We start from the raw sequence: 14,104 nt of genomic DNA on the forward strand, positions 1-14,104 counted from the left end.
TGCGGACCGCTCATTGTTCGATGCTCCGGGGACCGGACACCGCGGCGTCCGCCGTCTCCGAGAGGTAGCTGGCCTCGATCTCGGCCACCCGTGAACTCATCTCAACCGCCGTACCCTCCATCACGATCTCTCCCCGTCGCAGCACGCAGACGCGGTCGGACACCTGCAGGGCGCGCTTGGCCCGCTCCTCGACGATCAGCACGCCGACGCCGCGGTCGGCCGCGGTGCGCAGGCAGGCGAGCAGCCGGGCCACGATCAGCGGCGCGAGCCCGAGCGTCAGCTCGTCGGCCAGCAGCACGGAGGGCCGGCCGGCCAGCGCCCGGGCCAGCGTGAGCATCTGCTGCTCGCCGCCCGACATCAGGCCCACCTTGCGGTCCAGCAACGGCTCCAGGTCGGGCATCAGCTCCAGGCTGTCCTCGATGCTGCCCCGCCCCAGGCGCAGGTTCTCCCGGCAGGTGAGGCCCATGAACACCGAACGGTCCTCGCAGATCAACGCCAGGCCGGCGGCGGCCCGGCGGTGCAGGCCGACCGGCGCCGGCCGCCCCGACATCAGGACCGAGCCGCTGATCGGGCTCAGTACGCCGGCCAGGGCGAGCAGGGTGGTGGTCTTTCCGGCGCCGTTCGCGCCCAGCAGGGAAACGATCTCGCCCGGCCGTACGGCCATCGACAGGCCGCGCAGCACGGGCAGATGGCCATAGCCGACCTCGAGGTCGACCGCCTCGATCGCCGCGGTGGCCTCAGGGACCGCGGCCCCCCGCAGGGGATCGGGCACCGCCCGATCCCCTGCGTCACTCACTTGCTTTCCTTGAGGGCGCTCAGCACGCTGAACGGCGTGGCGGCCGGGCCGTAGGCACCGTTCACAACGGTGTAGGTGACCACGTTCGTGTTGAGGATCCGGTCGAAGCCGGAGATGCCCAGCGGGGTGGTCATGTTGAGGTCGGGCCCCACGCCGGTCTTGACCGAGCTGAGCTTGCCCAGCGCGGCCTGCACGGCCGGGCCGTCGATCTTGCCGCTGATCGACTCGATGGCCGCCTTGAGCACCGCCACCTCGGACCAGGCCACCACGCCGGCCGAGGTCGGCGTCGCCTCCGGCTGGTACTTCTTCAGCGCGTCACGGAACGCGGTCATGCCCGCGCTCGTGCTGTTGACCGGCTCGAACGAGTCGGAGAGCAGCACGCCGTCGGCCGCCTTGCCGATCTGGTCGATCAGCGCCTGCGTCAGCGAGGCCGCGGCGAGCCCGATCTTCACGTTGGGGGCGCCGGCCTTCAGCGCCACGATCGCCTTGCCGGCCTCACCCGGCGGCAGGGCGAGCACGACGCAGTCCGAGCCGCTGGAGGCGATCTGCGCCGCCGCCGGTCCGTAGTCGGCGTTGGTGGTCGCCACCGCGAGCTTGGCGCTGAGGCTCATGCCGAGGGACTTGAGGCCCTGCTCGGCGAAGTCGGCCGAGGCCACCGACGAGGGCAGTGACTGGGTCAGCGCGGCGACCTTCTTGCAGTCGTACGTCTTCACCAGGCCGATCGCCGCCCCGCTGAAGGAGACCGGCGTGCCACCGGGGATCGGCCAGGAGTGCTTGCTGGTGAACTCGAGCGGGTTGATCGGGTGGCTGAGCAGCGGGATGCCGGCCTGCTCGAGCACGGGCACCGCGCCGCTGCCGCCGACCGACAGGCCGCCGAGCGCGGCGATCGCGCCGTCGGTGACCGCATCGGTGGCGCAGGTCGCGCTCGTGTTCGGGTTGGCCGCGTCGTTGCACACCTCCAGCTCGAGCCGGTGGCCGGCGACGCCGCCGGCGTCGTTCACCGCGGCGACCGCCGCCTTCATGGCCGCGGCCTGGTCGGGGAAGCCGACCGACGGTGCGGACACGGTCAGGATGCCGAGCACCTTCAGCGTGGGTAAGGACCCCGGCGCGGAGGTGTCGTCGTCAGCATCCGAGCATGCGCCGGCCATGGCCAGCGTCAAGGCCACCGACGTGACGGCCGCGAACCGTCGCACGATGGAACTGGACCTGTTATTGGTCATTGTGAGAATCCCGTCGACCGGTCGTGGCGCGGGTCGCCCGACAAGTGGTCGTAGCGTCACCACACCCAGTTACGCTCCGCGTTACCGCGGCTGCGCGCGGGTGCGGATAACACGTCGGCCGGCCGATGCGTACCGGTGCGGGTAACGCGTCGCCGGAGACGGCGGCGGCGGCGTTAACGCCGCGTCCGTAGCGTCACAGAGATGACTGAGGCATTCATCGTCGACGCTGTCCGCACCCCGGTGAGCCGCCGGGGCGGACCACTGAGCACGGTCCATCCGGCGGACCTCGGGGGCCACGCCATCCGCGCGCTGATCGAACGGACCGGGATCGACCCGGCGCTGGTCGACGACGTGGTGTTCGGCAACGTGGACTCGGTGGGGCCGCACTCGTTCGACGTCGCCCGCACCTGCGCGCTGGCCGCTGGTCTGCCGCTGCACGTCCCCGGGGTCACCATCGACCGGCAGTGCGGCTCGGCGCAGCAGGCGGTGCACTTCGCCGCGCAGGCCGTGATGAGCGGCACGATGGACCTGGTCGTGGCCGGCGGTGTGCAGAACATGAGCATGGTGCCGCTGGGGTCCGCGGCCAACGCCGGGCAGGCGCTGGGCTTCGACGACCCGTTCTCGACCTCGACGCGGTGGATCGAACGCTTCGGCGAGGGCGAGGTCAGCCAGTTCCGCGGCGCGGAGATGATGGCCACGCGCTGGGACATCTCGCGGCAGGACATGGAGGAGTTCGCGGTCGAGTCGCACCGCCGGGCACTGAAGGCCAACGCCGACAACCTGTTCGCGGCGGAGATCGTGCCGCTCAACGGGCTCACCGCCGACAACGGCCCGCGCGAGCCGGACTGGGACAAGATCCGGTCCCTGCCGACGCTGCGGCCCGGCGGCCGGATCACCGCCGCCGTCGCCAGCCAGATCAGTGACGGCGCGGCCGCCCTGCTGATCGCGGGCGAGCGGGCGGTGCGCGAGCACGGGCTCACGCCACGGGCCCGGATCCACCACATGACCGTGCTGGCCGACGACCCGATCATGATGCTCTCGGCACCGATCCCGGCCACCAAGCGGGCACTGGAGCGGACCGGGATGACGCCCGACGACATCGACGCCGTGGAGATCAACGAGGCGTTCGCGCCGGTGGTCCTGGCGTGGTTGAAGGAGACCGGGTTCGATCCGGCGAAGGTCAACCCGAACGGCGGGGCGATCGCGCTGGGGCACCCGCTCGGGGCGACCGGGGGGCGGCTGATGACGACGCTGCTCAACCACCTGGAGCGCACCGGCGGGCGGTACGGGCTGCAGACCATGTGCGAGGGCGGCGGCCAGGCCAACGTCACCATCATCGAACGGCTGTAACCGCACCTCTGTCACCGGTGAGACAGCCGGGGGAACCCGCGCTGTCTCACCGGTGGGAACATCACGGCAGGGTCGGCAGCATCAGCCGCGACGGGTGCGCGCTGGTGTGGAAGACCCGCTGCGTGGCGATGACGGCATCCGCGGCGGTGGCCCGGTGCGGATGGACCGTGCTGTTCAGGTTGCGGGCGAAGCGCGGGAAGTTCGAGCTCGACACCTCGAGCCGGATCCGGTGCCCGACCCGGAACGCGTGCGCCACCTCGAACAGCCGGATCGTGAACTCGTACACCGTGCCGGGTTCGAGGAGCTCGTCGCCACCGTCGCGGTGCCGGGCCCGCACGATGCCTTCGGAGATGTTCGCGCAGAAGCCCCCGGGCTCGACGTCCACCAGCTTGGCGGTGAAGTCGGTGTCGACCGCGTCGCTGGCGGCGTGCAGGATCAGCTCGATCCGGCCGGCCACGACCACCTCGGCGGCGAGCGGTTCGGTGGTGTAGACCAGCACATCGGGCCGGGCCTCGACCCGGGCCTGGTCCTGGATGCCGTCGCCGCCCAGCTCGACCGGCGCCAGCGTCGCCCCGCCGCAGGTCGGCACCGGGTCGAGCGGGTCGTACCGGAAACTGTCGGCCGGTTCGTCGGGGCCGGCCGGGACCGTGCTCAGCATCCCGTCGCCCGACGCGGTGTTGGCCGCCCCGCCGCCGCGCAGGTGCAGGGCCAGCGGCGTGGACGGCGGCGGCCAGCGGTCGGCAACGCGCCAGGCGCCCTCGCCCATGACGAAGTACCGCACCCGCGGCGTGCCGGGTGCTTCGGCGATCCCGGCCATCCACGTGTCGAACCAGTCCAGCAGCAGCGGCGTCATGCTCCGCGGGCTGCTGTCGGCGACCGGTCCCCAGTTGCGCGAGCCGGTCGAGGTGGTCTGGTTGCCCAGGTACGACGAGTGCGTCCACGGTCCCAGCACGGCCCGGCTGCCCTCCCTGACCCGCTGGTCGGGGTGCGTGGCCAGGGCCCGGCCGACCGCGAGCTGGCCGGGCATGAACACGTCGTAGTAGCCGCCGACCTGCAGCACCGGCACCGTGATGCGGTGCGCCTGTGCGGCCGAGTCGACCGCCGCCCAGTACTCGTCGTAGGTGGCGTGGGCCAGCCACTCCTCGTACCACGGGGACAGCTCGGCCGGGATCGGCCCGTCGACGAGCGGCAGGTGGCGGGCCGTGGCCCACCCGTCGCGGGCCCGTTCGAGCCGCTGGGCCAGGGCGTCGCGCTCGGCGCCGACCGGCAGCCGGGCCAGCCGCCCGGCGCCCATGACCCGGGCCCACCACTGCGCCCAGGACAGCTCGAGGACCCCGCTGGTGTAGGCCCAGCCGTCGTGGTACGTGCCGCCGGTGAAGGCGAGCATCGCCGCCCGCAGGTGCGGCGGCGCGGCGATGGCCGTGCGCAGGGCGGTGACGCCCATGCCCGAACTGCCGTACACGCCGACGTCACCGTTGCACCACGGCTGCTCCGCGCACCACTCGACGGTGTCGTAGCCGTCCTCGCCCTGGCCGTGGAAGGGCTGCCACTCCCCGTCCGAGCCCCAGGTGCCCCGGGTGTCGGCGAGGACGGTCGCGTAGCCCCGGTCGAAGGCGTTGATCGGGTTGACCATCAACGCCAGGCTCTCCTTGGAGCGCCGGTTCTGGTACGGCTGGTGCACCAGCACCGGCAGCGGCCGGTTGTCGGCGGCACGGTAGATGTCCGCGCGGAGGCGGGTGCCGTCCCGGAGGGGGATGTCGACGTTGGTGTCGACCCACATTCGCATCAGGGCCTCGGCCGGGTCATGCCAGGTAGGTTTCGATGAGTTTGTCCTCGAGATCCGCGCTCTTGCCGGACGCCACGACATCCCCGACGACCATCACGTACGCCCGGCTGGCCACCTCGAGGGCCAGGCCCGCGTTCTGCTCGGCGATCAGCACGGACGTCCCGGTGGCGACCACGCGATGCAGCGCGTCCAGCACGTCACCGACCACGCGGGGCGCCAGCCCCATCGAGGGCTCGTCGATCATGAGCAGCCGCGGCCGCGCCATCAGCCCGCGGGCGATCGCCAGCATCTGCTGTTCACCGCCGGAGAGCACGCCGCCGAACGAGTCGAGCCGCCGGCCCAGGAACGGGAACAGCTCCAGCATCTCGGCCAGCCGGGCGTCGACCTCGGCCCTGGGCAGCCGGTGGCCGCCCATGAGCAGGTTGTCCTTCACCGACAGGGTGGACAGGATCGCCCGGCCCTCCGGTACATGGCTGATCCCGAGCCTGGCCACCCGGAACGGCGCCGTCCGGCCGATCTCGCGACCCTCGAACTTCACCGATCCGCTCGCCAGCCGGACCAGGCCCGAGATCGAGCGCATCAGGGTGGTCTTGCCGGCGCCGTTGGGGCCGACGATGGCGACCGCCTCGCCGGCGCCGACCTCGAGGCTCACCCCGTGCAGCGCCTCGACCGCGCCGTACCGGGCGATCAGCGACTCAACGACCAGCATCTGGTGCCTCCAGGTGGGCGAACTTGTGCTCCTTGGTGCCGAGGTAGGCCGCCTTGACCCGGTCGTCCTGCCACACCTCGGTCGGCCCGTCCTCGGTCAGCACCTGACCCCAGTCCAGGACGACGACCCGGTGGCAGATCTCGGTGACCAGGCGCACGTTGTGGTCGACGAGCAGCACCGTCACGCCTTCGGCGTTGACGGTCTGGATGAGCGCACCGACGTCGTCGGACTCGGCCCGGGTCATCCCGGCGGTGGGCTCGTCGAGCAGCAGCAGCTTGGGCTCGGTCGCCATCGCCCGGGCGATCTCGACCCGCCGCCGCATGCCGTAGGACAGCTCGGCCACGTCGACGTCGACCACATTGGACAGCCCGACCCGCTCGATCAGGTGGCGGGCCTTCTCGTGCTGCTCGATCTCTTCCCGCCGCCGCGTGCGGCCCAGCTGCCACCGCTTGCCCCGGAAGGCCATGTGCCGGCCGATCAGGACGTTCTCCAGCACGGTGCTCTCGTCGAACAACTGCAGGTTCTGGTACGTGCGGGCCACGCCCACGTGGGCCAGCCGGTGCGGGCGCAGGCCGACCACGTCGGTGCCGGCCACGCGGATGTTGCCGGCGGTCGGGCGCAGGTAGCCGCTGATGAGGTTGACCACCGTCGTCTTGCCCGCACCGTTGGGCCCGATGAGCCCGCAGATCGACCCTTCGGCCACGGCGAACGACACGTTGTCGACCGCCTTCATGCCCCCGAAGGACTTGCTGACCCCGGTCAGCTCCAGCAGCGCGGCCATCAGGAACTCACCTCGGCCGGTGCCGCCGGGGCGGCGGTGTCCGGTTTGTGCCGGCTGCGCAGTGACCGCAACCATCGCCGGGGCTTGCGGTAGAGCGAGCGGTCCGACAGCCCGTTCGGTGCGACCAGCATGATGACGACCAGCAGCGCGCCGTAGATGATTTCCTCCCAGTTGGAGCCGGCGAACTCGAGCTTGTCGCGCAGCAGCGTCATGCCCCAGGTCACCAGGATCGGTCCGGACCAGTGCCCGTTGCCGCCGAGCAGCACGTAGGTGAACACGATGATCAGGGCGCCGAAGCCGTACTGGCCGGGGCTGATCACCGTGGTGCGGTGGGCCTCCAGGGCACCGGCCAGGCCGGCCACCGCCGCGGCCACGGTGAAGCTGGCGAACCGGACCCGGAACAGGTTGATACCCAGGCCCTCGGCGGTGCGCTCGTCCAGCCGGACCGCCTTGGCCGCGCGGCCGAAGTAGGAGCGGTGGCTGAGCTGCAGCAGCACGAAGGTCACCAGCAGGATCGCCAGCAGGTACTCGGTGTCCACCTTGGCCGGGATGCCGGCGATGCCGTTGGGGCCGTTGGTCGCGTCGCTGATCCGGATCAGCACGAGGATGGCCTGTGACAGGGCCAGGGTGCCCAGGGCCATGTAGATGCCGCGCAGCCGCAGGATCGGCGGGGCGAACAGCGCCCCGATCGCGCCGGCCAGCAGCGGGGCCGCGACCATGCCGACGAGGAACGGCTGGTCGGTCTTGGTGGCGATCAGCGCGGCGGTGTAGCCGCCCACCGCGGCGAAGCCCAGCGGTGCCAGCGAGAAGATGCCGACCCGGAACGTCAGGTGCACGCTCACGACCAGCAATGTGAGGATCAGTGCGGTGTCCAGCTGGAAGTGCTGGAGCGGGTTCATCCAGTCAAACACGGGTGGCCTCCTTCTTGCCGAAGAAGCCGGACGGCCGGGCCACCAGCACTATCAGGATGGTGGCGAACGCGACGATCTCCCGGAACACGCTCGACACGTAGGCCGTGGCGTAGACCTCGATGATCCCCAGTACCAGGCCGCCGACGATCGCGCCCCGCACCGAGCCCATGCCGCCGAGGATGACGACGGCGAAGGCGATCAGCAGCAGGCCGTCGCCCGAGGAGTACGAGACCTGTGCGGTCGACACCGCCACGAAGATGCCCGACACCGCGGCCAGCCCTCCGGCCACGAAGAAGCAGATGGAATAGACCAGTTGGCTGTTCACGCCGAGCAGTTCGGCCGTCTCGCGGTTGTAGGCCACCGCCCGCACCGAACGGCCGGAGCTGGTGCGGTTGAGCCAGTAGCCCAGTCCGACCATGGCCACGACGGCGAGTAGCAGCATCACGATCTGCAGCCGCGGCACGTTCTGGCCGGCGAACTGGAGGGCGCCGACCGGGAACCCCTCGCGCGGGAAGTTCTCGATCTGCGCGTCGGTCCGCCAGCGCAGCACGGTCACCAGGATCAGCCCGGCGCCGATGGTGGCGACCACGTATGAGAACTCCGGCGCGTTGCGTTTGCGCAGCGGGGCGAGGACGGCGAGGTCGACGACGGTCGACAGCACGCCGGCCGCGACCATGCCGACCAGCACCGCCAGCGGCGCCGGCAGCCCCATGTGCAGCGCCAGCAGTGCGCCGAAGGTACCCCAGGTCAAGATCTGCGCGTGGGCGAAGGTCAGGATACCGAGCACCCCCCACACCAGGGTGACGCCGACCCCGAGCAGTGCGTACGTGCTGCCGACGGCTAGGCCGTTGATGGTTTGCTGCACACCATCTCCTGTCTCCTTATGGCCAGGTTCTGCGGGTCAGTCCGGCCGGCGTCGCTGGCGTTACGGGGGCGACAGCATCGCTCCCCCGCCGTTAACATGGGCGTTACGGCTGTTCGGTGAGTTCCGGAAACTGCATGAGGTTGATCAGCGTCCCGTCCGGGTCGCGGATCGCGAGCACGGGACGGACCCGGCCGCGCAGGGGCGTGAGCGTGACCGGCCCGCCGACCAGCGGGATCCGGTGCTCCTCGATGAAGGCCAGGGTCTCGGCGATGTCCCGGACCCGGAAGGCCAGCCGGGCCAGCCCGGCGTTGGTGGGTGTCCGCGGGGCGGCCGCCCCGCCCCCGGCGAAGTGCAGCAGATCGACGTAGGTGGCTCGATCGTCGTCACTCCAGGTGAGCAGCGCGGCCTTGCACCGGGTCGGGCCGGTGACCCCGAGGATCGACATGAAGTCCGCGCCGGCGTCGAACTCGAACGGCGCACCGAGCACCCGGCCGCCGAGCAGGCGGGTGTAGAAGTCATACGATCGGTCGAAGTCGGAGCAGACGACGTTGGCGTGCACCAGATGCGCGATGCCGAGACTCATGCGGCCTGTCCTCTCGTGGCTCAAGCGGTGACGACGCCGCCCAGGGGACACCAGCGACGTGGCGGGCCTGGGCGGCGATCGCGACTCAGACGGTGCACAGTGGACTGACACTCGATCGGCCGGGTGCGGTGAACGGCGTCAGGCACTGTTCGCCGGGGGCTGCAGGAACGCGGTCAGCGGTGGCTCGCAGCCCGGCCGCGGATGGTCCGGCGTGCACCGGTCCGGGGCCTGGTGGAATTTCGCGATGTGGCCGGTCCGCCCGACCGGCGCTAGCGCTTGCAGCCAGGCGCCGTCTTGGCATCGTAGATGGTGATCTTGCTGTCGAGAATCTGCAGCTTGGTGCCCTTGACGCTGGCCGCCCGGTTCTCGGTGAAGCCGATCTTGCCGAACGGCGAGTCGATGTCCTTCAGGCCGGCGATCGCGTCGCGAACCGCCTTCTTGTTGGTCGTGTTCGCCGTCTTGAAGCCGTGTGCCACCGACCACATCGACGCATAGCCGGCCGCCTCGAACACGGTGGCCGAGCGCGCCTCGCCGTTGGCCTTCCAGTAGTCCAGGAAGTGCTGGTTGTTGCCGACCGTGCTGGCACCGTTCCACGCGCTGACGTACACGAAGCAGCGCATGGCCTTGCCGGCCGCCTGCAGGTTGGCGTCGCTGTAGTCGGGCGCGGCCAGCACCCGGCCGGTGAAGCCGATCTCGTCGAGCTGCAGGTACAGCGGGTTGATCATGCCGGGCAGCGGCATGGTCACGATGGCGTCGGGGTTGGCGTTCTTGACCTTGGTGAGCTGCGCCCGGACGTCGGTGTCGGTGCCGACGAAGGTCTCCTCGGCGACCGTCTTGATGCCCATGCCCTCCAGCACCGCCCGGCGCTTCGACATGACGATCTTGGCGGCCTCGGAGTCGCTCTGGTACATGTACGCCGCGGTCTTGATGTCGCCGAACGCCTCGGCGAACTCCTTGTCGGCCGGGGGCATCACGTTGGCCATGTCCGGGTAGAGCCGGAAGATGTAGTCACCGACCTCGGTGACACCGGCCGCGGAGAGCCCCACCGCCATCGTCGGCACGCCGGCCTGCTGCAGCTGCCCGCCGGCGGCCAGGAAGGACGCGGTGAGCGTGAAGCCGACGATCGCGTCGACGTCCTGGCCGATCATCTTCAGCGTCGCCGCCACGGCCTCCTGCTTGTCGGCCTTGGTGTCGACCTCGACCAGCTTGATCTTCGTGGCACCGAGGAACCCGGTGTCGTTGATCTCCTTGGCCGCCAGCCGGACCCCGTCCCGCTCGCTGGTGCCGACGCTCGCGACACCGACCGCGCCGCTGAGGTCCAGCGGTACACCGATCTCAATCTCCGCCGGGAGCCCGCCTGAGCCGGATCCCTGGTCGTTGCCCTCGGTGGAGCAACCCGCCATCAGCAGTCCCGCGCACAGGATGATGCCGAAACGACTTTTGCGCATCTGACCCCCTTGAAACATAGGCTCTGTATCATCGGCTCCACCGCGGAGCCTTCTTGGGACGACGGCGAAGGGCGCCGGCAGGTCAGATACTCGGTGAGCCGTGTTAACAGGGCCGTTACGTTGGTCTGCTAACGCCGATGGCAGCGGCCCGAAGGGTCCAGGCCGTCCACATGCGACAGTCAGGCGAGCCCGAGCCGGTTCTCGGTCGGGCGGTCCGCGCCGGCCAGGATCTCGTCGACCTGCGCGAGCAGGTCGTCCGGCAGCGGGACGGAGAGGCCGCGCAGACCGTCGTGCACCTCTGCCGCGTTGCGGCAGCCGAACAGGGCGATGTCCGAGTGCGGTTGCCGGACGGTGACGGCCAGCACGAAGGCTGCCAGCGACAGGCCCAGGGGTTCGGCCAGCCCGCGCAACTGCCGGGCAATCGCGACGTTGGCCGCAAAAGCCGCACCGGCGAAGAAGACGTTGCCCGAGGTGCCGGAGCGCCCCTCGCGCCGGCTCCGGCCGCGCCAGTCGTCGGGGCCGAAGTCGTGGTCCTCGCTGAAGTTCTCGGCCAGCAGCCCGTGCACGTACGAGCCGTAGGTGATCCGGAGGCCGCCCCGCCGGCCGGCGTCGGTGAGCTCGTTCAGGTACCGGTGGTCGAGCAGGCTGAAGCTGTACTCGACGGCGGTGGGGATGCCGGTGGCCAGCGCCCGCCGGCTCGCCTCGGCGCCGAAGTTGCAGAAGCCGACGTCGCGGACCAGTCCGTCGTCCTTGAGCCGCTGCAGGTTCTCCATCTGCTGCTCCGGGCTCAGCGCGGGGTCGAACTGGTGCAACAGGTACACGTCGACGTAGTCGGTGCGCAGCCGGGCCAGGGACTGCTCCATGAACCGGCGCAGCCCGTCGTAGGACGAGTCGCAGACCAGGCTCAGCAGGTCACTCGGGTCGGTGTAGCGCACACCGCCCTTGGTGCAGAGCCGGACCTGGTCCCGCCGGCCCTGCAGCATCTCGCCGACGATCGCCTCGGACTGGCCCGAGCCGTAGAAGTGCGCGGTGTCGAAGAAGCGCACCCCGGCCCCGTACGCCGCGTCGACCGCCCCCCGGGCGGACTCCAGGTCCACCGCGCCGTACCCTTGCGCGATCATCGTGCCGCTGCCGAAGCCGACCCGCTCAATCGCCGACACGCCCTGCATCGCCACTCCTCGCGCCATCTGCGTCTGCTGCCGCCCCGGCACACGGGGCGTTGGACCGATCATGCGCGAGCCTGACCGGGCGGCCGTACACAGGATGGTTACCGGCGCTGCCTAACGCTGTCAGTAACGCGGTGCACACGTATCCGGCAAGGACCCCGGGGCCTCGGGGCTCAGCGCCGGGCCGTCCGGGCGAAGTCCCAGCTCGCCTGGCGGTCGGCGTGCACGATGATGCCGACCCGCGCCCCCGACAGCGCCATCTGCCGGTAGTCGGGCCGGTCTTCCGGCGGGTAGTTCCGCGGCACCAGCACGGCGCCGATGCGCAGCAGGCTGTCGTCGTCCTCGACCAGCTCCGCCCGGCCTGACACGGTCAGCCCCTTCAGGCTGGCGTAGTCGTCACCGGACTCGACGAGGCAGGCCACCCGCGGGTCGTGCCGGAGGTTGCGCGCCTTCACCGACGTCCGCTGGGTCCACATCACGATGTCGCGGCCCAGCAGCCCGAACCACATCGTCGCCAGGTGCGGGGAACCATCCGGGTTCAGCGTGGCCAGCTGCAGGCTCTTGCGGGACGACAGGTAGGTGTGCACTTCGTCCGCCTCGATCGGCAGCGGTCCGTTGGCCATGTCGGCCTCCCTTCTCCGCCGGCCAGTACAGCGGCCCTGGCGCACCCGGGCGCGACCGGCGACGACGTAACGCGGCAGGTAATGGGGGGCCGCGTTACGTGGCTATGACAAGCACCGACACAGACGAACTGGAGCCCGGCCACGATGATCGTGCCAGCCGACAACGAGATCCGGCTCGACCTGTCCGGCGGGCCGGAGGTGATCGCCGAGGTCGTGCACTTCGACAGCGACGGCCTGCGCCTGCGGGGGGTCCTGGTCGAGCCCAAGGAGCGTCCGGGCCCGCTGCCCGCGCTGGTGGCCAGCCACGGCTGGAGCGGCGCGGTGAACTTCCGGGTGCTGCCGTTCGCCGCCCGCCTCGCGCAGCGGGGCTACGCCGTCCTGGCCATCGACCACCGCGGCTTCGGCGGCAGCGAGGGCGCACGGCTGCGCTGCGACCCCGCTGAGCAGGTGCGCGACGTGTCGAACGCGGCCACGTACCTCGCCGGCCTTCCCGAGATCGACCCGTCGGCGCTCGGCGTGGTCGGCGCCAGCTTCGGCGGCGGCATCGCGGTGGCCGCGGCCGCCGCCGACGAGCGGCTCAAGGCCTGCATCGGGATCGTCGCGCTCGGCGACGGGCAGCGCTGGCTGTCGGGCCTGCACGGCCCGGCCGGCTGGCCCGAGCTGGTCGACCGGCTGGCCCGCGACGAGGCCGCGCGGCGCAGCGGGCCCGGCGAACGGGTCGACCTCTCGGTGCTCATGCCCGTCGCGCCCGGCCCGGCCGCCGACGCCGAGGCGGCGCTGATCGCCGAAACCTACCCGGAGGGTTATCCCTTGGAGAACGCCCAACTGGCGCTGGACTTCTCGCCCGAGCGGGTGGTCGCGGCGATCGCCCCTCGCGCGCTGTGCCTCATCACCCCGACCGACGACACGATCATCCCCGCTGAGCACTCCGTCGCCATGTACGAGCGAGCCGGCGAACCCAAGCTGCTGCGGCTGCTGCCCGACGGGGGGCACGGCGGGCCGCTGGGTCCCCAGGTCGACAGCACCACGGAGACGGCCGTCGCGTTCTTCGACGCTCACCTGCGGGCCGCGTCATGACCGCCCCGCTGGGCGGCCAGGTGGCCGTGGTGACCGGGGGCGGGTCAGGCATCGGCCGGGCCGTCGTGGAGCGCTTCGTGGCCGACGGCGCGTCGGTCGTGCTGGCCGACGTCACCGAGGCGGCGGCCGAGGTCGCCGCGCAGATCGACCCGACCGGCCGCACGGTGGTGTTCCAGCGCACCGACGTGAGCCGGGCCGAGCAGGTGACGGAGGCGTTCGCGGTGGCGATGACCCGGTTCGGCCGGTGCGACATCGCGGTCAACAACGCGGGCATCGTGGCCGGCGGCGAGATGCACGAGGACGGCGCGGACGAGGCGCTGGAGCGGCTGTGGCAGGTGTGCGTGGCCGGGGTCTGGTACGGCTGCCGGTCGGCCCTGGCCGTGATGCGCCCGCAGAAACGCGGGGTCATCCTCAACACCGCCTCGACGGCCGCGCTCTGGCCCACCCCCGGGTTCCCGGCGTACGGCATGGCCAAGGCCGCGGTGGTGCACCTGACCCGGTCGCTGGCGATCGGGTACGGCCGCGACGGGATCCGGGCCAACGCCGTGCTGCCCGGCCCGACCCGCACCGGCATCTTCCCCGACGACATCGCCGGCGACGACAGCCTGGACCAGCACTACGGCTCCCGGATGTCGCTGGGCCGGATGATCGATCCGGCCGAGACGGCGGCCGCCTTCGCCTACCTCGCCTCCGACAGCGCACGCTCCGTCACCGGCACGGTACTGCAGGTCGACGGCGGCTACCGCCCGATCTACACCTGAGCCGACCAGCCCGCCACACCTGGGCAGA

14 protein-coding genes are annotated in these 14,104 nt (G+C 71.2%); 3 read left to right on the forward strand and 11 right to left on the reverse strand.

Annotated elements, in window-relative coordinates; genetic code table 11:
* Positions 1 to 10: 10 nt before the first annotated feature.
* Both AB0H83_RS08345 and AB0H83_RS08350 read right to left on the reverse strand, forming a co-directional pair.
* On the reverse strand, positions 11 to 796 hold the full coding sequence (locus tag AB0H83_RS08345) for an ATP-binding cassette domain-containing protein (RefSeq protein WP_360088926.1): 786 nt from the start codon (positions 794 to 796) through the stop codon (positions 11 to 13).
* On the reverse strand, positions 793 to 1,989 hold the full coding sequence (locus tag AB0H83_RS08350; protein WP_360088929.1) for an ABC transporter substrate-binding protein: 1,197 nt from the start codon (positions 1,987 to 1,989) through the stop codon (positions 793 to 795). The genes AB0H83_RS08345 and AB0H83_RS08350 overlap by 4 nt, the downstream gene beginning before the upstream one ends.
* 228 nt (positions 1,990 to 2,217) lie before the next feature.
* Here AB0H83_RS08350 and AB0H83_RS08355 point away from each other — a divergent pair, with 228 nt between their 5' ends.
* Positions 2,218 to 3,366 carry an acetyl-CoA C-acetyltransferase gene (locus tag AB0H83_RS08355; RefSeq protein WP_360088932.1) on the forward strand — a complete coding sequence of 383 codons (1,149 nt, stop codon included), beginning with the start codon at positions 2,218 to 2,220 and terminating at the stop codon, positions 3,364 to 3,366.
* 61 nt (positions 3,367 to 3,427) lie between these two features.
* Here AB0H83_RS08355 and AB0H83_RS08360 read toward each other — a convergent pair whose 3' ends face one another.
* The 9 genes from AB0H83_RS08360 to AB0H83_RS08400 form a co-directional block, all read right to left on the reverse strand.
* On the reverse strand, positions 3,428 to 5,152 hold the full coding sequence (locus tag AB0H83_RS08360) for a CocE/NonD family hydrolase (RefSeq protein ID WP_360088935.1): 1,725 nt from the start codon (positions 5,150 to 5,152) through the stop codon (positions 3,428 to 3,430).
* A 16-nt stretch (positions 5,153 to 5,168) separates the two neighbouring features.
* Complete coding sequence (locus AB0H83_RS08365) at positions 5,169 to 5,861, reverse strand: ABC transporter ATP-binding protein (protein WP_360088938.1); 693 nt, start codon at positions 5,859 to 5,861, stop codon at positions 5,169 to 5,171.
* The gene (locus AB0H83_RS08370) at positions 5,848 to 6,642 is read right to left on the reverse strand and encodes an ABC transporter ATP-binding protein (protein ID WP_360088941.1); all 795 of its coding nucleotides are present in this window, start codon (positions 6,640 to 6,642) and stop codon (positions 5,848 to 5,850) included. The genes AB0H83_RS08365 and AB0H83_RS08370 overlap by 14 nt, the downstream gene beginning before the upstream one ends.
* On the reverse strand, positions 6,642 to 7,553 hold the full coding sequence (locus tag AB0H83_RS08375; RefSeq protein WP_360088944.1) for a branched-chain amino acid ABC transporter permease: 912 nt from the start codon (positions 7,551 to 7,553) through the stop codon (positions 6,642 to 6,644). Before AB0H83_RS08375 ends, AB0H83_RS08370 begins: the two co-directional genes overlap by 1 nt.
* On the reverse strand, positions 7,546 to 8,418 hold the full coding sequence (locus tag AB0H83_RS08380; protein ID WP_360088947.1) for a branched-chain amino acid ABC transporter permease: 873 nt from the start codon (positions 8,416 to 8,418) through the stop codon (positions 7,546 to 7,548). The genes AB0H83_RS08375 and AB0H83_RS08380 overlap by 8 nt, the downstream gene beginning before the upstream one ends.
* Before the next feature lie 103 nt (positions 8,419 to 8,521).
* Complete coding sequence (locus AB0H83_RS08385) at positions 8,522 to 9,001, reverse strand: VOC family protein (protein ID WP_360088950.1); 480 nt, start codon at positions 8,999 to 9,001, stop codon at positions 8,522 to 8,524.
* 269 nt (positions 9,002 to 9,270) lie between these two features.
* On the reverse strand, positions 9,271 to 10,449 hold the full coding sequence (locus AB0H83_RS08390; RefSeq protein ID WP_360088953.1) for an ABC transporter substrate-binding protein: 1,179 nt from the start codon (positions 10,447 to 10,449) through the stop codon (positions 9,271 to 9,273).
* 179 nt (positions 10,450 to 10,628) lie between these two features.
* Positions 10,629 to 11,618 carry an aldo/keto reductase gene (locus AB0H83_RS08395; protein WP_360088956.1) on the reverse strand — a complete coding sequence of 330 codons (990 nt, stop codon included), beginning with the start codon at positions 11,616 to 11,618 and terminating at the stop codon, positions 10,629 to 10,631.
* 170 nt (positions 11,619 to 11,788) lie between these two features.
* Positions 11,789 to 12,238: a PPOX class F420-dependent oxidoreductase gene (locus AB0H83_RS08400; protein ID WP_360088959.1), complete on the reverse strand. Its 450-nt coding sequence runs from the start codon at positions 12,236 to 12,238 to the stop codon at positions 11,789 to 11,791.
* A gap of 144 nt (positions 12,239 to 12,382) precedes the next feature.
* Here AB0H83_RS08400 and AB0H83_RS08405 point away from each other — a divergent pair, with 144 nt between their 5' ends.
* Both AB0H83_RS08405 and AB0H83_RS08410 read left to right on the forward strand, forming a co-directional pair.
* Entirely contained in the window at positions 12,383 to 13,315 is a 933-nt protein-coding gene (locus AB0H83_RS08405; RefSeq protein ID WP_360088964.1) for an alpha/beta fold hydrolase, read from the forward strand.
* Positions 13,312 to 14,076, forward strand: a complete 765-nt coding sequence (locus AB0H83_RS08410) for an SDR family oxidoreductase (RefSeq protein WP_360088967.1) — start codon at positions 13,312 to 13,314, stop codon at positions 14,074 to 14,076. Before AB0H83_RS08405 ends, AB0H83_RS08410 begins: the two co-directional genes overlap by 4 nt.
* Positions 14,077 to 14,104 lie beyond the last annotated feature (28 nt).

The organism is Dactylosporangium sp. NPDC050688, from assembly GCF_040654515.1.
Taxonomy (GTDB): domain Bacteria; phylum Actinomycetota; class Actinomycetes; order Mycobacteriales; family Micromonosporaceae; genus Dactylosporangium.